This window comes from Arthrobacter sp. UYP4, from assembly GCF_057291175.1.
Genome location: NZ_JBXAVU010000001.1, coordinates 180,742 through 199,619 on the forward strand (window position 1 = coordinate 180,742; position 18,878 = coordinate 199,619).

Sequence of the window (18,878 nt, forward strand, 5' to 3'; positions counted from 1 at the left end):
GACGCGCGGTAGCGGGGTCAGGTGCCGAGGATCCGCGCCGCAGCCGCCTCGGACTCGAGTTGTTCCGGGGTGAGCACCGATCCGCGCAGGAATCCCGCCCCACGCAGCATCGTCCTGATGTCCTCGACGCCGTAGGGCTCGGGCCAGCGGCTGTGGGCCACGACGTGGCAGGTGGGGCACAGGGGTATGAGGTCGACGAGGGGGTCGACCTCATACCCGGCCTCGAGGTGCGCGTGCGGCGTGATGTGGTGGACCTGCATCACCGCGGGGCCCTCGATCCCGTAGACCTGTTCGGGATCCAGCCCGCACGCATGGCATACAGAACCCCGGTGGGCCATCGCGACGCGCCGCAGGTCCCGGTCCCGCTCGAACCCGTTGACCGGCACGCGTCGGACGGCCGACGCGGGCAGGGCGCCGGGGAGCGGGTCGAGGGACGCGCGGTCCGGGGGGTTGGCCTCCGCCCACAGCATCCGGACGGCGAGTTCCGCCGGACCGTCGATGAATCGCACCGGGGGTTCTCCGGTGCGGAGATCCGGTAGCCGTCCGGCGACGTCGGCACATGGCACCTGGTCGCCGCGGGGCAGCAGGAGGTCGAGATCGACGTCGATCTCCACCGACCCGGCCTCCGAGCACGTCGGAGAGCGGATTGCGGCAAGGGTGCCGTGTCCGATCAGGCCGTGCTGGGCGGGACGCGCGCCCACCGCGAGCAGCCATACGTCCAGGCCCTCGACCAGGGCGGGGTCACCCGGGACCTGCCACTCCTGCCGGATGACGCCGGTCCTCCGGACCGTTTCGACGTCCGCCGCGTAGACGCCGGTCCACCCCGGCTGCCCGGGGTCCCACCCGATGATCAGTGCCGCCATGCCATCGAGTGTGCCACGACCGGGCGCCCGGACGGGTCCGGAGGACGGCCGGGGTGGTTCGTCGGGCGTCAGGCCCGCAGCAACCAACGGACCGCGGCGTCCCGGTCCAGGAAGAATCGGGTCTTCGTCGCCGATCTGACCATGAACGCCATGAGGACGCGGTCCACGTCGTCGTACCCGAGGATGGCGATCCGTGCTGGATGCTCGTAGGCGAGGACGAGCTCCCTCGCTGCCCAGGTGACCTCCCGAAGGGCGGAGACCTCGACCAGCAGGGGAAGACCGCCGCGGCCGGATGCGGCGATCGCCGATCCCGCGACCGTGATGTCCTCCCGGTCGATGATGATCCGCGGCTGCCAGCGCAGGCAGAGCATGAAGGGCAGGGCGGTCACCGAGAGCCGCCCCTCGCCGGTCCTGCCCGGTGCCTGGTCCGTGCATCGGGGCATCACGTGTGCATCCAAATCGGGTAACCGCCTCAGGCGACCTCGGAGCGGCAACTCACAGTACTGTCGGGGATCTCGGCCGGGCCGCTCGCCGGCGGCAGCCCGCGCAGGAGCACGCCGACCGACATGCATTCGGACCTGCATCCCGGACGGATGGGTCACGGGACGAAAGACTTTCGGATCCGTCGGCAGCGCTCCCCGACGGAGGTCAGAGGTTCCAGGCGGGCCGGCCGTCCCACACGCCATGGGCGTCGAACGTGGCGATGATGGCGCGGACTCCGGGGGCGAGGACCGGCAGGCCGTCATCGACGGCGGTCAGCGGACCGTAATGCCGCAGCTGCGCCATCTCGTTGGCGAAATGCAACGCCCTCGCATGATCGGTCGTGAGCCCCACACCACCCGCCGCGACGGCTTCCAGCGCGGCCTGGGCCTTCCCGAAGAGGACGGCATGGGCCAGGTCGAGGGCGGTGGTGCCCGGGTCCTCGGCGGCCGACGCGTCCCAGGCCCGCAGAGCGGCGTCCTCCTTCAGGCGCACCCCTGCGTCGTCCCAACTGTTCGCCATGTCGTCCCCCGATGATCGTCCCGTCCCTCGAGATCCCAGCGTCGCAGGCGTGGTTCCGGGCGACAAGCCGGCCGCAACCCGGATGCGAAGTTGTTAGCGGCCCGTGACCTGTGCAGCCGACGCGGATCGTACGCGTTCGCGCGGCAGGGTCGTGGGCCACATCCGCTCGTGCCAGACTGGTGGGCATGTGTCCACGCCCCGCGGAGCCTCACGACCCATCAGCCGACGCCGAGAACAGCAGTACGACGCCATCCGGACCGGAGGGACGCCACCTCGCCGTCCGCCTCGACGACGCCTGGCTGAGGCTGCAGACGCGCCTCGCCGTCCGGCGCGGCCGGGTCGAGACCGTCATCCCCTACACCGGGTACGGCACGACGTCGTGGGTCCGGGTACTGGCGCGCGTCGTCCTCAGCGATCCGAGGGACACCGGGCACGGCCCGGAAGACGGCCCCCTGAAGCCGATCAAGGAGGGCATGCGCGGCTGGCGCAACTTCACGAATGCTCCGGTGGCCCACGCCGTCGTGCATGTGACCATCGACGGCGTCGTCCATGACGTCACGGCGGACCGCGGCGGCATCGTCGACGCTCGCATCCCGGTGGACCTCGAGGCGGGCTGGCACACCATCTCGCTCCATTCCGGTGCCTCCAGGGTCGTCGAAGCCCCGATGCGCGTGGTGGCGGACGGGACGGACTTCGGCGTCGTCTCCGACATCGACGACACCGTGATGGTGACCGCGTTGCCGCGCCCGTTCCTGGCGGCCTGGAACACCTTCGTGCTCGATGAGCACGCACGCATGCCGACGCCGGGCATGGCCGTGCTGTACGAGCGGATCGTGAGGACGCTGCCGTCGGCGCCGGTGCTCTATCTCTCGACCGGTGCCTGGAACGTCGCGCCGACCCTCTCCCGTTTCCTCTCCCGCAATCTCTATCCTGCCGGGCCCAAGCTCCTGACCGATTGGGGGCCCACCCGCGATCGCTGGTTCCGCAGCGGCCAGGAACACAAGCGGACGTCGCTCGAGCGGTTGGCCGAGGAGTTCCCCGGCGTGAAGTGGCTGCTGGTGGGCGACGACGGCCAGCATGACGAGGCGATCTACTCGGAGTTCGCGCAGCGCCATCCGCAGAACGTCCGCGCCATCGCGATCCGTCAGTTGTCGGTCGGAGAGGCGGTGCTCGCGGGTGGCCGCTCGAAGGCCGGGGTGCCGACGACACCGGGGATCCCGTGGATCTACGCTCCCGACGGAGCAGGGATGTCGGCAAAGCTGGAGGAACTCGGCATCATCCGGAGCGAAGTGCGCTCGGCGGACGTGCCTGAGGAAGCGGACTGACCCCGCCCCTCCGGGCATCGTCCTGATCCCGGCCGGCCGGGGACCCGCCGTCCTGCACACGCCGCCTCCGTCGCCCGAACTCGCCGCACCCAGAGGACGACACGTACGGGAAGGAATCCAGATGCCGCCTGCCACGTATCCGGCGCTGTCCTACGAGCTGTATCCGCCGCGGAACGCGGCGGCGGAGGACGCGCTGTGGACGACCATCCGCCGCCTCGAGCGCACCCGCCCCGACTTCGTGTCGGTCACGTACGGCGCGGCCGGCAGCAACCGGGAGACCGCGGTCGATCTCCTGCGGCGGCTGCTCACGGAGACCACACTGAAACCGCTGGCCCACCTGACCTCCGTCGGCAGCAGCCGTGCCGAACTGACCGAGATCGTCGAACGGCTCATCGGCGGTGGGGTCCGGGGGATCCTCGCCCTCCGCGGTGATACGCCCGAGGGGTCCGAGGGACAGCCGGGCGAGGTAGAGCACGCCGATCAACTCGTCCGCCTGATCCGCGAGGTCGAGGCGCAGCGGACCGCACACCTCGCCGCCGGCAGGGTGTCCGTGGGAGTGGCGGCGTACGCCACGCGGCACCCCGACTCGCCGAGCGTGAAGCAGGACATCGAGGTGCTCCTGGCCAAGGAGGCGGCGGGCGCGGATTTCGCCATCACCCAGGTCTTCTTCCACTCCTCGGACTACGCGGGGCTCGTGGCCCGTGCCCGTCGGGCCGGTGTCACCATCCCGATCATCCCCGGCGTCATGCCGATGACGAGCTCCCGCCGGCTGAAGAAGCTCGGCGGACTCGCGGGGATCGACATCGACGAGGGACTCCAGGCGCGACTCGACGGCGCCCGGACCGACGACGAGCGTCGTCGGGTCGGCGTCGCCGCCACCGTCGAACTCGCGCGGGCGGCGCTCGACGACGGCGCTCCCGGCCTTCATCTCTATACCTTCAACGAGCACTCCGCCGCGCTCGACGTGCTCGACGCCCTGGACCTCGAACGACCCCCGGAAGCCGGTCTCGCCGCTTCCCTGTGACCGACCACCCGCACCCCCGGGGCTACGGCGCCCCCTGCCCGTTCGACGTTCAGGAGGGTCTGGCGACGGCCCGGCCCGCGGCGGCGATGGCCCCCGTCACCGCTGGAGCCGCCGACTTCAGCGTGTCGGCGAAGACGACGGCACCCGCTCCCGCGAGGACGGTACCGAGGACCAGGCGTTGCGCGGTGCGGCGTCTTCCGCTCCATCCGCCCGTGACCGCCGCATTCGCGGGATCGAGCGAGGGGCCGTACAGGTTCCCGGTCGAGTCCTCCGCCGGTTCCGTCCTGGACAGGTGGGTGTGCTCCACCTGGTGCGCCATCAGCTTCTCCATCCGCCCCGGCATGAGGCGGTGCTGCCGCACCATCGACCGGCCGATCCGCCCGACGGCGACTTCGCGGGTCGGCACCTCGACGACGTCGAGGATCGTCTTCGCGACGCGATCCGGGCTGTAGACCGGAGGCATGGCCACGGCGCGTCGGCCCGTGTAGTTGGCCGCGTGGTTGAAGAACGGGGTGTCGATGGTCGGCGGAAGGACCGTGCACACGTGGATGTGCTTCTTCCGGTCCAGCGTCAGCTCGGACCGCAGGCTGACGCCGAGGGCGCGGACCGCCGCCTTCGACACCGAGTACGCGGAGGTGTAGGGCTGGGGGACCTCCCCGACGATCGAGGCCACGTTGACGAGTACGCCCGAGCCCTGGTCCTGCATCCGTTCGAGAGCCGCCCGTGCACCGTAGACGTAGCCCATGACGTTGACGTCGATCACGCGCTCGAAGTCACGCAGGGGCACCTCCAGGAACGGCGAGAAGAAGGAGACGGCGGCGTTGTTCACCCAGACGTCGATCCGCCCGAACTTCTCGACCGCCCTGCTCGCCAGCTCCTGCACGGCGTCGTGATCCGAGGTGTCGGTGGGGACCGCGATGGCGCGGGAGCCGAGCGCCGCGCACTCGGCGACGAGCGATTCGAGTGCCTCCACGCGTCTGCTCGCGAGGACGAGGCTCGTCCTGCGGCGGGCGAACCGGAGCGCGGTCGCGCGACCGATGCCGCTCGCCGCCCCGGTGATGACGACAACGCTGTTCTTGATCCGCATTGGGGGTCCTCCTCGGACGCTGTGGAAGCCCGCGGGCCGGCGCCCACGCCTGCCCCGACGGTACGGACGGCGCGAGGGCGCATGCAATACGGGATTCAGCGGCCCGAGGTGGGTGCGTATCCCGGCGCCGTGTGCTTCGGGCCGATGCTCTGGCTCCGGAGGATCTCGGCCAGCTGGTCCATGAACAGTCGCACCCTGGCGTCGTCGGCGTCGCCCGTCCGCAGGGCGAAGATGCTGCGGGCCAGCCGGATCTCGGGGACGTCGAGGGCCACGATGCCGTCGGGCCGGTTGACCATGGCCAGTTCCGGCACCAGCGCCGCCCCCAGGCCCGCGGCGGTGAGTTCGAGGCTCGCGTTGAAGTCGTCGCAGTACGCCGCGATGCGCGGATGGAGGTTGCAGCTCGCGAACAGCCGTTCGATGACCGTGGCGTCCGCCGTGCCCGGGTGGTGCATGATCCACGGCATGTCCGCGAGCTGGTCGGCGGTGACCCTGGAACCGCTGCGGATTCCCCAGCTCGCCGGCAGGATGACCCGGAAGTCGTCGTCGCCGATCCATTGCCGGCTGAGCGTCGAGGGCCAGGCCAGTCCGGCCTGCCCGACCTGGTAGACGAGGGCGAGGTCCAGGTCTCCGCCGGTCCTCAGCCCCTGGATCGTGTGTGCGGGTTCGCCGACGAACACGCGCAGGGAGACACCCAGCCGCTGCCACTCCGGCATGCGGAGCAGCCGCGGCAGAGCGAACGTGGCGAGGCTCGGGAAGATGCCGAGCCTGAGTTCGTGCTCCGGTCCGCTGCCGGAGCGCGCCGTGGAGGCGAGCAGCGCGTCGATGTCCGTGAGCACCTTCGCCGCGTGCCGGGACATCGCGACGGCTGCGTCCGTGGGGACGGCGCTGCGGGCGGACCGGGTGAACAGCGTGGCGCCCGTGTCACGCTCGAGGGCCGACATCTGCTGCGAGACGGCGGACGCCGTGTAGCCGAGACTCGTGGCGGCCCCGCTGAACGATCCATGGCGGATCACCTCGAGCAGGGTCCGCAGGTGGATCGGGTTGACCAAGTAGCACTCTCCCGGTGGTGGGACTCCCGTCGCGAGCCAGCTCGCGTGATGTGACCCCCACCAGCGCCGCCGCCGGACGAGGCGCCCCGGGAGGACGAACGGATCCCGTCGAGCCTACCCGTGGCCACCAGCGATCTGCTGCGTTCCCGCCGTCCACGTGTCGCCGGCCGGCCTGATGTCCCAGCGTTACGTGGCGCTGGAGATCCTCGGGCAGGAGATTAGACTCTGGCGACGGCGGCTACCCACCAGCAGGGAGCGCCTGTGGACCCGGGAGGTAGTTCGATGAGCACCACAGTTGTTCCTTCGCAGGCGGACGTCGATCCGGCGGTCTGGCCGGGGATCGCCGGCGTCCCCGCCGGAGCGAGGAACAGGATCGCCGCGACGGTCGCGGAGAAGATCTTCTCCGCCGCGGTGAACACCCTCCAGCTCCGGGTCATTCACGACGACGGCACCGTGCTGGGCGCGCCCGGCGGCGGACCGCGGCCGGAGATGCGCATCCACCGGCCCGCCGACTTCTACGCGAGGCTCGGGGACAACGGCCTGATCGGCCTCGGCGAGTCCTACATGGCGGAGGACTGGACGGCGTCGGACCTCACCGAGGTCCTCGAGGTCTTCGCCGCGCGTGCGGCGCACCTCGTACCCGTCCCGCTGCAGAAGCTGCGCGGTCTCTACCTGCCCAAGCCGCCCCGCCGTGAACGGAACAGCACGGCCAACACGCGCTCGAACATCTCCCGGCACTACGACCTGTCGAACGAACTCTTCGCCCTCTTCCTCGACCCGACCATGTCCTACTCGAGCGCCCTGTTCGACGCGACCGGCAAGGACCTGCTGCATGTCGAGTGGCACGAGCTCGCCGCCGCGCAGCAGCGGAAGATCGACCGCCTGCTCGACCAGGCGGACGTGGGACAGGGGACCCGTGTCCTCGAGATCGGCACCGGCTGGGGCGAACTGGCGCTCCGTGCCGCGGCCAGGGGAGCGACGGTCGTGTCCGTGACACTGTCCCGGGAGCAGAAGGAACTCGCCGAGGAGCGCATCAGGGAGGCCGGCTTCGCGGACCGCGTGCGGGTCGAGCTGAAGGACTACCGGCTGGTCGAGGGTCAGTACGACGCCGTCGTCTCGGTCGAGATGATCGAGGCCGTGGGCTACGAGTTCTGGGCCGTCTACTTCCAGACCATCGATCGGGTCCTCGCGCCGGGCGGCCGGGTCGCGGTCCAGGCCATCACGCTTCCCCACGAGCGCATGATGGCGACGCGGCGGACCTACACGTGGATCCACAAGTACATCTTCCCCGGTGGATTCATCCCGTCCGTCCGCGCGATCGAGGACGTCACCGACCGCTACACGAGCCTGAGGGTGCGTGAGCGCCTCTCGATGGGCGACCACTATGCGCAGACCCTCCGCCTCTGGGAGGAGCGTTTCCTCGCCCGGCACGACGAGGTCGCGGCCCTGGGCTTCGACGAGACCTTCGAGCGCATGTGGACGTTCTACCTCTGCTACTCGAGGGCGGGCTTCCAGGCCGGCTATCTCGACGTCCAGCAACTGATCTTCGACCGGCGTCCCTGAACGGCAGCCCCGGCCGGGCGCCCGCTCCCCGGGTGGCCTGCCGGCCCGCTCACGCGCCCCACCGACAGCCGGTGCCGCTCGCCAGGAGCAGCACCGGCTGTCGCTGTACGCGCTGCGCGCACGCCTGTCCAGAGGCAATGCGACGACGTCGACCGTCGGCACGCGACACGCCGGACGAAGCGCGACACGGCAGTTTCTGCACCTGTGCGGAAGTACTCCACAGCGTGTGGAGAGATGCCTTGTGGACGCGCCGGATCGGCACGTTTCCGGGCTTTCCGGAGGGCTCCGTCTGTGGACATCGTGTGGACTACTCGCTCCCGGAATGACATACTTGTAATACATCATGTTGGGGTCTGCGCCAGCGGGCCGCACTAGATGTAGTATCGAAGGACAGAAACAACCGCTGGACGGGCATGGGCCCGGAGGCGCGGAAATCCCCGGATTTCCTTCCCCTTTCCGGGGCCGCGCGCCACCCATGACACAGCACGACAGCAGTAGAGAAAAGGGGACTTAGACATGACCGTCACGGTTTACACGAAGCCGGCTTGCGTACAGTGCAACGCCACCTACCGGGCTCTGGACAAGAAGGGCATCGCCTACCAGAGCGTCGACATCTCGCAGGATCCTGCCGCCCTCGAGCGCGTCCGCTCCATGGGCTACATGCAGGCTCCCGTCGTCATCACGGACAACGACCACTGGTCCGGATTCCGCCCCGACAAGATCGCCTCCCTCGCGGACTCCGTCGTCAGCTCGGTAGCCTGAACGGATCCTTCAGAGGGTTCCACGGGACCGGCATCGGCCATGACCGCCACCGCTGTGGACGACCGCACCACCTCCGCTGATCCGGCAGCTGCCGAGGACGGGGAGGGGCCGGTCACCGGTGCCCCGCTGATCTACTTCTCGTCGGTCTCCGACAACACCCACCGCTTCGTCACGAAGCTGGGGGTCCGGGCCGCCCGCATGCCGCTGCTCACCAAGGAGCCGACCCTGCAGGCAACCCGCCCGTACGTCCTGGTCCTCCCCACTTACGGAGGGATCACCGGTAGGGGCGCGGTGCCCCGGCAGGTCGTCAAATTCCTGAACAACGAGCAGAACCGCAGCCTCCTGAAGGGGGTCATCGGGGCGGGGAACACCAATTTCGGTGAGACCTACTGTCTTGCCGCCGACATCATCGCGGCCAAGTGCCATGTGCCGGTGCTGTACAGATTCGAAGTCATGGGCACGTCCGAGGACGTGGACCGAGTAACCAAAGGATTGGAAGAGTTTTGGACATGAGTGTTGCAGAGACGGAGACGGGCGCACCCGCTGCCGCGGCCGACCGCTTCAAGGACCTGGGCTATCACGAGCTGAACGCGATGCTCAACCTGTACGGACCGAACGGGGAGATCCAGTTCGATGCCGACCGCGAGGCTGCGCACCAGTACTTCCTGCAGCACGTGAACAACAACACGGTCTTCTTCCACGACCTCGAGGAGAAGCTCGACTACCTCGTGAAGAACGAGTACTACGAGCGCGAGACGCTCCACCAGTACACGATGAACTTCATCCGCGACCTCTTCAAGCGTGCCTACGCCAAGAAGTTCCGCTTCGAGACCTTCCTCGGCGCCTTCAAGTACTACACCTCGTACACGCTGAAGACGTTCGACGGCAAGCGCTACCTCGAGCGCTACGAGGACCGCGTCTGCATGGTCGCCCTGCACCTGGCCCGCGGTAACGAGCAGCTCGCCGAGCAGATGGTCGACGAGATCATCGACGGCCGCTTCCAGCCCGCCACCCCCACGTTCCTCAACGCCGGCAAGCGCCAGCGCGGCGAGCTCGTCTCCTGCTTCCTCCTCCGCATCGAGGACAACATGGAGTCGATCGGCCGGTCCATCAACTCGGCCCTGCAGCTCTCCAAGCGCGGCGGCGGCGTCGCCTTCGCCCTCACCAACATCCGCGAGGTCGGCGCGCCGATCAAGCAGATCGAGAACCAGTCCTCCGGCGTCATCCCCGTGATGAAGCTCCTCGAGGACAGCTTCTCCTACGCCAACCAGCTCGGCGCCCGCCAGGGTGCCGGCGCCGTGTACCTGCACGCCCACCACCCGGACATCAACCGCTTCCTGGACACCAAGCGCGAGAACGCGGACGAGAAGATCCGCATCAAGACGCTGTCCCTCGGCGTCGTGGTCCCCGACATCACGTTCGAGCTCGCCAAGCGCGACGAGGACATGTACCTGTTCTCCCCGTACGACGTCGAGCGCGTCTACGGCATGCCGTTCTCCGACATCTCGGTCACCGAGAAGTACTACGAGATGGTGGACGACGCCCGCATCAAGAAGACCAAGATCAAGGCGCGCGAGTTCTTCCAGACCCTCGCGGAGATCCAGTTCGAGTCCGGCTACCCGTACATCATGTTCGAGGACACCGTGAACCGGGCCAACCCGATCGAGGGCAAGATCATCATGTCCAACCTGTGCTCCGAGATCCTCCAGGTCTCCGAGCCCACCACGTACAACGAGGACCTGTCCTACGACTCCGTGGGCAAGGACATCTCCTGCAACCTCGGCTCGCTCAACATCGCCAAGACCATGGACTCGCCCGACTTCGGCCGGACCATCGAGACCGCGATCCGCACCCTCTCGGCCGTCTCGGACATGAGCCACATCAGCTCGGTGCCCTCGATCGCCAAGGGCAACGACGCCTCGCACGCCATCGGCCTCGGCCAGATGAACCTGCACGGCTACCTCGCCCGGGAGCGGGTCCACTACGGCTCCGAAGAGGGCCTGGACTTCACCAACATCTACTTCTACTCCGTGGTGTACCACTGCATCCGGGCGTCGAACCTGATGTCCATCGAGACCGGCCGCCGGTTCGCAGGCTTCGAGAAGTCCAAGTACGCGAGCGGGGAGTTCTTCGACAAGTACACCGATCAGGTGTGGGAGCCGGCGACGCCGCGCGTCCGTGAGCTGTTCGCCGACGTGCACATCCCCACGCAGGAGGACTGGCGTGCCCTGAAGGCCTCGGTCATGGAGCACGGCATCTACAACCAGAACCTCCAGGCCGTCCCGCCCACCGGGTCCATCTCGTACATCAACAACTCGACGTCCTCCATCCACCCGGTGGCGTCGAAGATCGAGATCCGCAAGGAAGGCAAGCTGGGCCGCGTGTACTACCCGGCCCCGTACCTCACCAACGACAACCTGGAGTACTACCAGGATGCGTACGAGATCGGCTACGAGAAGATCATCGACACCTACGCCGCTGCTACGCAGCACGTGGACCAGGGCCTGTCCCTGACGCTGTTCTTCAAGGACACCGCCACCACGCGTGAGATCAACAAGTCGCAGATCTACGCCTGGCGCAAGGGCATCAAGACCGTCTACTACATCCGTCTCCGCCAGCTCGCGCTGGAGGGGACCGAGGTGGAGGGCTGCGTCAGTTGCATGCTCTAGGCAACTAAGTCGTCAGGCCGGGCATTCCGCCCGGCCTGACACTCCAGGCTCCACCGGTATCACCGGCATTACTTACACGCAGACAAGGAACACACCATGAGCGAGAAGCTGAAGCTCGTCGACCAGGTCCAGGCCATCAACTGGAACCGCATCCAGGACGACAAGGACGTCGACGTCTGGAACCGCCTGGTGAACAACTTCTGGCTGCCCGAGAAGGTGCCGCTGTCCAACGACGTGCAGTCATGGGCGACCCTGACTCCGGAGGAACAGACGCTCACCATGCGCGTCTTCACCGGCCTCACCCTGCTCGACACCGTGCAGGCAACCGTCGGTGCCGTCAGCCTCATCCCCGACGCGGTTACGCCGCACGAGGAAGCCGTGCTCACGAACATCGCGTTCATGGAGTCGGTGCACGCGAAGAGCTACTCCTCGATCTTCTCCACGCTGGCCTCCACCAAGGAGATCGACGAGGCCTTCCGCTGGTCCACGGAGAACGTGAACCTGCAGAAGAAGGCGAACATCGTCACGGACTACTACCGCGGCGATGATCCCCTGAAGCGCAAGGTCGCCTCGACGCTGCTCGAGAGCTTCCTGTTCTACTCCGGCTTCTACCTGCCGATGTACTGGTCCTCGCGCGCCAAGCTCACGAACACAGCGGACCTGGTGCGCCTGATCATCCGCGACGAGGCCGTGCACGGGTACTACATCGGGTACAAGTTCCAGCGCGGGCTGGAGAGCGCGACGCCGGAGCGCCGCCAGGAGCTCAAGGACTACACGTTCGAGCTGCTCTTCGAGCTGTACGAGAACGAGGTCCAGTACACGCACGACCTGTACGACTCCGTCGGCCTGGCCGAGGACGTCAAGAAGTTCCTGCACTACAACGCCAACAAGGCGCTGATGAACCTGGGCTACGAGGCGATGTTCCCGTCGTCCGTGACCGATGTGAATCCGGCGATCCTCTCGGCGCTGTCCCCGAACGCCGACGAGAACCACGACTTCTTCTCCGGTTCGGGCTCCTCGTACGTCATCGGCAAGGCTGTGAACACCGAGGACGAGGACTGGGACTTCTAACCCTCCGGCGTCGTTCGCGCGCCGAACGGTCGCACCCGGGCGGTCTCACCGCCCGGGAGATATCGACGTTGCGCATGCGTGCGCCGGTCCTCTGGACCATGACGATGACGACCCTCCTCGCGGGCCTGGCTCTGGCCGGGTGCGCACCGGTGGACGGAGGTTCGTCGTCGTCGGAGGAGACCCGGACCGGGACGGCTACGGAGGGCCGGCCGTCCCGGTCCGGGGCTCCTCCCACGGTGCTGACCGAGCCGCCGTCGCGGCCGACCACGCCGGCCACGCCGTCGAACCCGCCGCCCGACGCGCCCCTGCCGTCAGCGACGGTGTCGCCCTTCGAGCCACCGGCGCTCTCACCCGAGGACCAGGCGGACGTCGACCGTCAGTTGATCCTTGCTGCGAAAGCGAATGATCCCACCCGGGTCCGCCAACTCATCGACGCGGGCGGGAATGTCAACGCCAAGGACGACCTCCAGGATTCCGCGTTCCTGTACGCGGGAGCGGAGGGGTTCAATGAGGTCCTGCAACTGACGCTTGCCGCTGGGGCTGACGTGCGGAGCACCAACCGATACGGGGGAACAGCCCTGATTCCGGCGAGTGAGCACGGCTATGTCGAGACGGTGAGCATCCTTATCGCCGCCGGTACCGATGTGGACCATGTCAACAACCTCGGCTGGACCGCACTCCAGGAAGCCATCCTGCTCAACGACGGTGGGCCGAACCAGGTGGAGGTGGTGCGTCAGCTCCTGGAAGCGGGAGCAGATCCCGACATCCGGGATGTCGAGGGCAGAACGGCTTTGCAGAACGCGGAGCGGCTGGGCTTCACGGCCATTGCCGACCTGCTCCGATCCTCCTGATAGGAGGTGCCGGGCCGTTGCGGAATCGATCGACCACACCGACGACGAGCTGATCCAGAGGACATCGTACGCGACGGCTACGACTGCACGTGGGCCCGGCCCGGCGCCGTCGTAGCCTGGGCCACCAGAACACCTGCTCGCCTGTATCCCTCGAAGGATCGCGCGCTGTGTTGTCCCAGCCTCGAAGTGTCCCCGGCGGCGCTGATAATGGAGCGATGACGACCTATTCCGGCACGAAGGAATTCGAGGGCGCGACCTTCGTCAAAGCGAACTTCAAGGGCGCCACCCTACGATTCTCCGACGTCAGTGGTGTGACGATGCGCGGTGTCGACGTGGACGGACTCGACATCGACAGTCATGACCTGTTCTTCGGCAGCCTGTTCGTCAACGGCGTCGACGTGGTGCCGCTCGTGGACGCCGAACTCAACCGGCAGTTCCCGGGCCGCGAGCTGCAGAAGGCCCAGACGTCCGAAGGCCTCCGCGAGGGGTGGATGGCGGTGCAGTCCGCGTGGCAGGAGACGGTGACGGGCACGCCGCAGGACCTGGTCGATGCCCATGTGGAGGACGAGTGGTCCCTGGCCCAGACCCTACGGCACCTCATCCTGGCGACAGACGCCTGGCTCCGCGGCGGGATCCTGCAGATACAGCAACCGTTCCACGAACTCGGGCAGATCTTCACCGGCGCCGACCAGATGGGCTTCGACATGTCGATCTTCCGCGCTGACCCGCCGACGTACGAGGAGATCCTCGACGTCCGGGCCGAACGACAGGGACAGGTGACCGACTTCCTGGCCACGGCTACGACGGACCTGCTCGCGGAAGAACGTGAGAACCCGTGGGGCGGCGACGACTGGCGTCCCAGCGTCGGTGACTGCATCCGCGTGATCCTGGAGGAGGAGTGGGCGCACCTGCGCTACATCCGACGGGATCTCGCTCGCTTAGGCTGAGCCGGTGGCCCGCCCTACCCGCCAGACTGGCCTGGCCGCTGACACGGCCAGGCTCATCCAGTGCCTCTGGCCTCAGCGGCGGTCCGGGCGAACGAATCACTCAGCCGACGATTCGACCGCATCATCGAATCCGGCTTCCGCGCAGTGCCCCTACACGCACTCGAAGCTGCGTTGTTCGAATTGGAGCTCGCCGGCGGCGTAGTGCACATCGATGACTGCTGTGCAGATACCCAGGTGCGGGTCGACAAGGGTCTCGGTCAATTGGTCATGATAGACCGTGTTCTGATCGTCTTTCCTTAACAGATGGGACCGCATGGAGCCTGTTGTCGAGTAGGAGTAGCCCTCATCGAACGTGGTCGTCGTGTCATAGCGGGTGCTGCCGCGCATAACCACATGCCCCGAGGGTGTGTCGATCACCGTGATGGTGGAGTGGATCGTCCCGCACACCTCGACGTGGCCGTAGTCCACGCATCCGAGCTGCTTGTACACAGAGGCACCGGTTGAAGCTGCTGCTGATGCTGAAACGGCGCCGGTGAAAACAACAGCGCTTGCCGTGACAAGCGCCGAGGCGAGTTGCCAATTGTTCATCATGTCCTCGATTCGACGTTGAATCCTTTCTGGATGACGGCACAACCCGGGGTGAAGCACAGGGATGACCGGCGTGCAGATGCTGGTCACACGACGGGAACTGCCACCGTCCCAATAGGATCAGTGCACTGTTCCGTCATGTCAATGGACCGTGACAAGGTCCTTACCTGCCGCGCGGAGTAACCCAGTAACCCCTATAGCGGTCCGTGAAGGCTGCCATCGTCATCAAAGGATGAAGACGCCCTTGACCGGTGCAGGAAGCGTTGGGGGTGGGGAGCTCGGTCAGGCGGCGAGTTCGTGTTCGGTGATCTCCGCGAGGCGGCGCAGGGAGTGCTCGTCCGCGTCCGAGAAGGTGCGTGCGTGCTGGTCTATGACACAGAGGGTACCGATGATCCAGCCGTCAGGGCTTCGCAGCGGGTATCCGGCGTAGAAGCGGATGAAGGGCTCTCCGAGGACGAGCGGGTTCCACCGAAAATGTTCGTCGTGGAAGGTGTCGCGGACGATGAGTGGGGAAGGGGTCCGGATGGTGGTGTTGCAGAATGACCGGGCTCTGGGCATGTTCTGCTCCACCGGGCCGATGACCGACTTCAGGAATTGCCGTTTGTCGTCGATGAGGGTGACGATCGCGGTGCTGACCTCGAAGTGGCGTTGCGCAGTGTGGGTGATGCGGTCGAACCGTTCCTCGGGAGGTGTGTCGAGAAGGTTTGTGCGGGTGACGGCGTCGATGCGTGCTTGTTCTTGTTCTGAGTCGGAGAGCAGAAATGCGCCGGAGGCTCCGAGAGAGCGTCGTGATTGTTCAGGAGAATCGCCGGCGGTGTCTTCCTTCAGATAGGGAACCGGCAGAGCTGGTGACTTCCGGCCGAGGTCGTTCACGGTATCGGCGAGTCGATCGCTTTCGCGGGACGGGAGGTCGCCCAGGCCGCTCAGGTACCTGTTGACGGCTTCAGGGGACGCGGCGCCGCCCGAGGTGAGGTACCGGTCCGTGATGACGTCCATCGTCAGCGCCGCAGCGGCGATGGCCTGGATCATCAGCGCTCGCTGCGGTCCTCCACGCATTCCAATGCCTCCACCTGTTCTGCCTGTGCAATTCTGCTCTCGTCGGCGCTGCCTGCCCTGACAATGAACCTGCTCATTAAACCAGTACGCGCGTGCGACGGCACGTCGCCCACTGCAGGATCGACCGCGTCCCGAACAGTATCAGTGCTTCGTGCCGTCATGATGACCTGCACGGCAGGCTGGGCTGGCGCAACCGCGGTGGCCCTTGTGACAGCTGAGACTGGTGTGTTCGGTGGACGTGCCGTGGTGGAACAGATTACATTCAGGGCGAAGGGCGTAGCTCTTCACCTGTGAAGCGGCGGCACGAGCGCTCCGGTTCCGGTCTCAGTCAGGAAGCCCCGCCATTTCCTCCACCTTGCCTCTCGCCGTCCGTGGCTCCACTCCCGAACCGCGGAGCTCTTACCGTTCCAGCACCGCTCGTCGCGGCCCATTTCCCGGTGCGGGGGATGCATCACTGGATCTTGCTGCTGTTCTCCTCGCTGTGGGGTCCAAGGATCCGGAGGCTTTCCAGATCTTGTACGAGCAGTGCGCGCGCAGGGTCTACGGGATGGTGCGCAAGACACTGCAGAACCCCGACAGTTGCGCGGAGGTGACCCAGGAGGTGTTCCTGATGGTGTGGGAGCAGGGCGATCGCTACCGGCCGGAGCTCGGCCACCCGGTGTCCTGGCTCATGACCCTCGCGCATCGCCGAGCGGTGGACCGCCTTCGGATGGACACTACCCGCCGGGCCCGCGATGAGAAGTGGGGGCGACGCAACTGGGACACCGGCTTCGACGAGGTCGCAGAAACAGTCCTGGAACGGGAGAACTCAGCGGATGTGCAGGCCGCCATGTCCGTCCTGTCACCACTGCAGCATCAAGCCATCTCCCTGGCGTACTTTTCTCACCTGACCTACAACGAAGTGGCCGAGCACCTCGGGATCCCCGCCCCCACGGCGAAAACGCGGATCCGCGACGGAATGAGGAAACTGCGCAGGGAATTGGAGACGCAGCACGACAAAGAGCCATCCTGAGCAGGGTCCATCCGGAAGGCCTGCCGGCGAGGTGCGTGGTCAGTCTTTTTCTGCGCCGGCGGTCAGCCCGCCGGTGAGAAGACGTTCTGTCGAGAAGAACACGATCAGGATGGGTAACGTGAGGACCACCGAGCCTGCCATGAGGACGGTCGTGGGGATCTCCGCACTTCCGGACAGTTGCGACAAGCCCAGCGAAACGGTCCAGCTTTCACGTTTCTCCACGAGGAACAGGAGCGCGAAGAGGAACTCGTTCCACGCAATCATGAAGATGAACAGCCCGGTAGCCATGATGGAGGGTGTGATGAGAGGCAGGCTGATGCGGCGGAGCACGCCCAAGCGGCTCAGCCCGTCCACGAGACCGGCTTCTTCGACCGAGACGGGAACCGTCTCGAGGTAGTTGCGCAGCATATAGATGGCGACGGGTACTGTCTGGGCGATGTAGACCAGCACCAGGCCCACGAGAGAACCGCGGAGTCCCAGACGAGTGAACAGGACGAACAGCGGGATGGCCATGACGATGGCAGGAAAGAGGTACGCCGCGAGAAACAGGGCGTTCACCTGCCGGTGCCCGAAGAAGGGCAGACGTGCCACCGCGTACGCACCGGGGACCGCGACGATCAGGGACAGGATGACTGCGCTGATGGCGACGAAGGCGCTGTTGAGCAGGAAGGTCCCGAATCCCTGGCCGCCTGCTGACACGGGGGTGAGTACCTGTTCATAGGCTCTGAGGGTGAACTCCGCAGGTGTCACGATCACGGACGCGGGGTCGCGTAGCAGTGATTCGATCGGCTTCAGGGACAGCAGGACCATGTAGTAGAACGGCAGCAGAGTCACGAGGAGGAAGCCGGCGATCACGACCCACCTCAGAACGGCGAATATCCTCCGTTCGAGCGCATAGCGGGTCGGGCGACGCCGGGGCGGTGACGGCGCCGTGCGGCTGGTCGGCGCCGGGGTGCTGTGGGCGTCGGGTCGGGTCTGTGCAGCAGGCGTACTCATAGTCGTTCTCCTCGCTTGCGCAGCAGTGCCATGTAGAGGGCGAGCATCACGATCAGGACCAGGGACAGGATGAGGGACTGTGCTGATGCTGCTCCGACATTGCGCTGCACGGTGAGGAATTCGTAGACACGGACGCTGGCAACGCCCGTACCGGCTGCTCCGCCGGTGAGCAGGAAGATGTCGTCGAATTCGTTGAACGTCCAAATGGTCCGGAGGATCGCGAGGAGGGCGATGACCGGCATGAGTTGCGGCAGGACGATGTAGCGGAAGGACTGAAGAGGGGTGGCGCCGTCCACGAGTGCCGCTTCTTCCGTCTCGGCCGACAGTGCCTCGAGTCGCGCCATGAGGAACAGGAAAGCGAACGGGAAGTACCTCCACCCTTCGAACGCGATCGCGGTCATCAGTGCGGTCGGTATCGGGAACTCCGCACCCAGGATCTCGAGGGTGCGCTGCGCTTCGGAAAGGAAGGGGATGGGTTGTGCCCACCCGAACAGTGACTGCCCCGCTTCGTTGACGATGCCGAACTGCGGACTGAGCATGGTGCGCCACACGAAGGTGACGGCGACGACCGGGGCCACATACGGCAGGAGGAACGCTGCCCGGACGAAGGTCCTGCCTCGAAAGGGCTTGCGCACTGCTATCGCGGCGATCAGGCCCAGGGTGATGGATAGCAGTACAGAGCCCGCGGTGTAGACAAAGGTCGTACCAAGACTCACCCAGAGCTCCCCCGAGGCGAACACGCGTTCGAAGTTGGCCGTCGTCAGAGGCCGGAACGGACTCGCCGTACCGATTTCCAGCAGCCTCAACTGCTGGAAGGCGATCAGTATGGACCACACCAGCGGCAGGACCACGACGGCGAGCACGATGAACAGGGTGGGGGACATCAGGAGGATCCCCGTGCGTGCGTCCCGTTGTGACAGCGTCCGCCGGCGGGACGTGGGAGTCGACGTCATCTCCTGCTCCTCAGCGGCAAGCCGTGGCGGACACGCGGTGCACCCATTGCGGGCCCACGA

The 18,878-nt window shown here is 66.7% G+C and carries 19 protein-coding genes; 10 read left to right on the forward strand and 9 right to left on the reverse strand.

Annotated features, from left to right (window positions below; all coding sequences use genetic code 11):
- Positions 1-17: 17 nt before the first annotated feature.
- The 3 genes from AC0Z9V_RS00765 to AC0Z9V_RS00775 form a co-directional block, all read right to left on the reverse strand.
- The gene (locus AC0Z9V_RS00765; RefSeq protein ID WP_485140415.1) at positions 18-863 is read right to left on the reverse strand and encodes an HNH endonuclease; all 846 of its coding nucleotides are present in this window, start codon (positions 861-863) and stop codon (positions 18-20) included.
- A gap of 68 nt (positions 864-931) precedes the next feature.
- A complete protein-coding gene (locus tag AC0Z9V_RS00770) occupies positions 932-1,306 on the reverse strand; it encodes a hypothetical protein (RefSeq protein ID WP_485140416.1) in 375 nt (124 codons plus the stop codon).
- A 205-nt stretch (positions 1,307-1,511) separates the two neighbouring features.
- Positions 1,512-1,865, reverse strand: coding sequence for a hypothetical protein (locus AC0Z9V_RS00775; RefSeq protein ID WP_133081743.1), 354 nt, complete (start codon positions 1,863-1,865; stop codon positions 1,512-1,514).
- Positions 1,866-2,050: 185 nt separating this feature from the next.
- Here AC0Z9V_RS00775 and AC0Z9V_RS00780 point away from each other — a divergent pair, with 185 nt between their 5' ends.
- Together AC0Z9V_RS00780 and AC0Z9V_RS00785 are read left to right on the forward strand one after the other, a co-directional pair.
- Positions 2,051-3,190: a phosphatase domain-containing protein gene (locus AC0Z9V_RS00780; protein WP_133081744.1), complete on the forward strand. Its 1,140-nt coding sequence runs from the start codon at positions 2,051-2,053 to the stop codon at positions 3,188-3,190.
- A 121-nt stretch (positions 3,191-3,311) separates the two neighbouring features.
- Positions 3,312-4,214 (forward strand): methylenetetrahydrofolate reductase, encoded by a 903-nt coding sequence (locus AC0Z9V_RS00785; RefSeq protein WP_485140417.1) that lies wholly within the window; start codon positions 3,312-3,314, stop codon positions 4,212-4,214.
- Between the two features lie 49 nt (positions 4,215-4,263).
- Here the strand turns inward: AC0Z9V_RS00785 and AC0Z9V_RS00790 are convergent, their stop codons facing one another.
- Together AC0Z9V_RS00790 and AC0Z9V_RS00795 are read right to left on the reverse strand one after the other, a co-directional pair.
- A complete protein-coding gene (locus AC0Z9V_RS00790) occupies positions 4,264-5,301 on the reverse strand; it encodes an SDR family oxidoreductase (RefSeq protein ID WP_485140418.1) in 1,038 nt (345 codons plus the stop codon).
- 95 nt (positions 5,302-5,396) lie between these two features.
- The gene (locus AC0Z9V_RS00795; RefSeq protein WP_133081747.1) at positions 5,397-6,350 is read right to left on the reverse strand and encodes a LysR family transcriptional regulator; all 954 of its coding nucleotides are present in this window, start codon (positions 6,348-6,350) and stop codon (positions 5,397-5,399) included.
- Between the two features lie 282 nt (positions 6,351-6,632).
- Between AC0Z9V_RS00795 and AC0Z9V_RS00800 the strand changes: the two genes are divergently transcribed.
- The 7 genes from AC0Z9V_RS00800 (at position 6,633) to AC0Z9V_RS00830 (ending at position 14,213) form a co-directional block, all read left to right on the forward strand.
- Positions 6,633-7,913 (forward strand): class I SAM-dependent methyltransferase, encoded by a 1,281-nt coding sequence (locus tag AC0Z9V_RS00800; RefSeq protein WP_485140419.1) that lies wholly within the window; start codon positions 6,633-6,635, stop codon positions 7,911-7,913.
- A 516-nt stretch (positions 7,914-8,429) separates the two neighbouring features.
- Positions 8,430-8,675, forward strand: a complete 246-nt coding sequence (gene nrdH / locus AC0Z9V_RS00805) for a glutaredoxin-like protein NrdH (RefSeq protein WP_133081749.1) — start codon at positions 8,430-8,432, stop codon at positions 8,673-8,675.
- Between the two features lie 39 nt (positions 8,676-8,714).
- Complete coding sequence (gene nrdI, locus AC0Z9V_RS00810) at positions 8,715-9,188, forward strand: class Ib ribonucleoside-diphosphate reductase assembly flavoprotein NrdI (protein WP_485140420.1); 474 nt, start codon at positions 8,715-8,717, stop codon at positions 9,186-9,188.
- On the forward strand, positions 9,185-11,344 hold the full coding sequence (gene nrdE / locus AC0Z9V_RS00815; protein WP_133081751.1) for a class 1b ribonucleoside-diphosphate reductase subunit alpha: 2,160 nt from the start codon (positions 9,185-9,187) through the stop codon (positions 11,342-11,344). The genes nrdI and nrdE overlap by 4 nt, the downstream gene beginning before the upstream one ends.
- A gap of 96 nt (positions 11,345-11,440) precedes the next feature.
- Complete coding sequence (nrdF, locus tag AC0Z9V_RS00820) at positions 11,441-12,415, forward strand: class 1b ribonucleoside-diphosphate reductase subunit beta (protein ID WP_133081752.1); 975 nt, start codon at positions 11,441-11,443, stop codon at positions 12,413-12,415.
- Positions 12,416-12,651: 236 nt separating this feature from the next.
- Positions 12,652-13,266, forward strand: coding sequence for an ankyrin repeat domain-containing protein (locus AC0Z9V_RS00825; RefSeq protein WP_459289692.1), 615 nt, complete (start codon positions 12,652-12,654; stop codon positions 13,264-13,266).
- A gap of 215 nt (positions 13,267-13,481) precedes the next feature.
- Positions 13,482-14,213 carry a DinB family protein gene (locus tag AC0Z9V_RS00830; RefSeq protein WP_485140421.1) on the forward strand — a complete coding sequence of 244 codons (732 nt, stop codon included), beginning with the start codon at positions 13,482-13,484 and terminating at the stop codon, positions 14,211-14,213.
- 150 nt (positions 14,214-14,363) lie between these two features.
- Here the strand turns inward: AC0Z9V_RS00830 and AC0Z9V_RS00835 are convergent, their stop codons facing one another.
- Together AC0Z9V_RS00835 and AC0Z9V_RS00840 are read right to left on the reverse strand one after the other, a co-directional pair.
- The gene (locus tag AC0Z9V_RS00835) at positions 14,364-14,804 is read right to left on the reverse strand and encodes a hypothetical protein (RefSeq protein WP_485140422.1); all 441 of its coding nucleotides are present in this window, start codon (positions 14,802-14,804) and stop codon (positions 14,364-14,366) included.
- 279 nt (positions 14,805-15,083) lie between these two features.
- The gene (locus tag AC0Z9V_RS00840; protein ID WP_485140423.1) at positions 15,084-15,830 is read right to left on the reverse strand and encodes a GAF domain-containing protein; all 747 of its coding nucleotides are present in this window, start codon (positions 15,828-15,830) and stop codon (positions 15,084-15,086) included.
- 508 nt (positions 15,831-16,338) lie between these two features.
- Between AC0Z9V_RS00840 and AC0Z9V_RS00845 the strand changes: the two genes are divergently transcribed.
- Entirely contained in the window at positions 16,339-16,869 is a 531-nt protein-coding gene (locus AC0Z9V_RS00845) for a sigma-70 family RNA polymerase sigma factor (RefSeq protein WP_208740312.1), read from the forward strand.
- Positions 16,870-16,908: 39 nt separating this feature from the next.
- On the opposite strand, the gene AC0Z9V_RS00850 is transcribed toward AC0Z9V_RS00845, so the two are convergent.
- The gene (locus tag AC0Z9V_RS00850; RefSeq protein ID WP_485140424.1) at positions 16,909-17,865 is read right to left on the reverse strand and encodes a carbohydrate ABC transporter permease; all 957 of its coding nucleotides are present in this window, start codon (positions 17,863-17,865) and stop codon (positions 16,909-16,911) included.
- A complete protein-coding gene (locus AC0Z9V_RS00855; RefSeq protein WP_133081758.1) occupies positions 17,862-18,818 on the reverse strand; it encodes an ABC transporter permease subunit in 957 nt (318 codons plus the stop codon). The genes AC0Z9V_RS00850 and AC0Z9V_RS00855 overlap by 4 nt, the downstream gene beginning before the upstream one ends.
- Positions 18,819-18,878 lie beyond the last annotated feature (60 nt).

Coding starts and splice junctions, on each gene's coding strand:
- AC0Z9V_RS00765 (WP_485140415.1), bottom strand. CDS start 863: ATGGCGGCACTGATCATCGGGTGGGACCCCGGGCAGCCGGGGTGGACC.
- AC0Z9V_RS00770 (WP_485140416.1), bottom strand. CDS start 1,306: ATGCCCCGATGCACGGACCAGGCACCGGGCAGGACCGGCGAGGGGCGG.
- AC0Z9V_RS00775 (WP_133081743.1), bottom strand. CDS start 1,865: ATGGCGAACAGTTGGGACGACGCAGGGGTGCGCCTGAAGGAGGACGCC.
- AC0Z9V_RS00780 (WP_133081744.1), top strand. CDS start 2,051: ATGTGTCCACGCCCCGCGGAGCCTCACGACCCATCAGCCGACGCCGAG.
- AC0Z9V_RS00785 (WP_485140417.1), top strand. CDS start 3,312: ATGCCGCCTGCCACGTATCCGGCGCTGTCCTACGAGCTGTATCCGCCG.
- AC0Z9V_RS00790 (WP_485140418.1), bottom strand. CDS start 5,301: ATGCGGATCAAGAACAGCGTTGTCGTCATCACCGGGGCGGCGAGCGGC.
- AC0Z9V_RS00800 (WP_485140419.1), top strand. CDS start 6,633: ATGAGCACCACAGTTGTTCCTTCGCAGGCGGACGTCGATCCGGCGGTC.
- nrdH (WP_133081749.1), top strand. CDS start 8,430: ATGACCGTCACGGTTTACACGAAGCCGGCTTGCGTACAGTGCAACGCC.
- nrdI (WP_485140420.1), top strand. CDS start 8,715: ATGACCGCCACCGCTGTGGACGACCGCACCACCTCCGCTGATCCGGCA.
- nrdE (WP_133081751.1), top strand. CDS start 9,185: ATGAGTGTTGCAGAGACGGAGACGGGCGCACCCGCTGCCGCGGCCGAC.
- nrdF (WP_133081752.1), top strand. CDS start 11,441: ATGAGCGAGAAGCTGAAGCTCGTCGACCAGGTCCAGGCCATCAACTGG.
- AC0Z9V_RS00830 (WP_485140421.1), top strand. CDS start 13,482: ATGACGACCTATTCCGGCACGAAGGAATTCGAGGGCGCGACCTTCGTC.
- AC0Z9V_RS00835 (WP_485140422.1), bottom strand. CDS start 14,804: ATGATGAACAATTGGCAACTCGCCTCGGCGCTTGTCACGGCAAGCGCT.
- AC0Z9V_RS00840 (WP_485140423.1), bottom strand. CDS start 15,830: ATGATCCAGGCCATCGCCGCTGCGGCGCTGACGATGGACGTCATCACG.
- AC0Z9V_RS00850 (WP_485140424.1), bottom strand. CDS start 17,865: ATGAGTACGCCTGCTGCACAGACCCGACCCGACGCCCACAGCACCCCG.
- AC0Z9V_RS00855 (WP_133081758.1), bottom strand. CDS start 18,818: ATGACGTCGACTCCCACGTCCCGCCGGCGGACGCTGTCACAACGGGAC.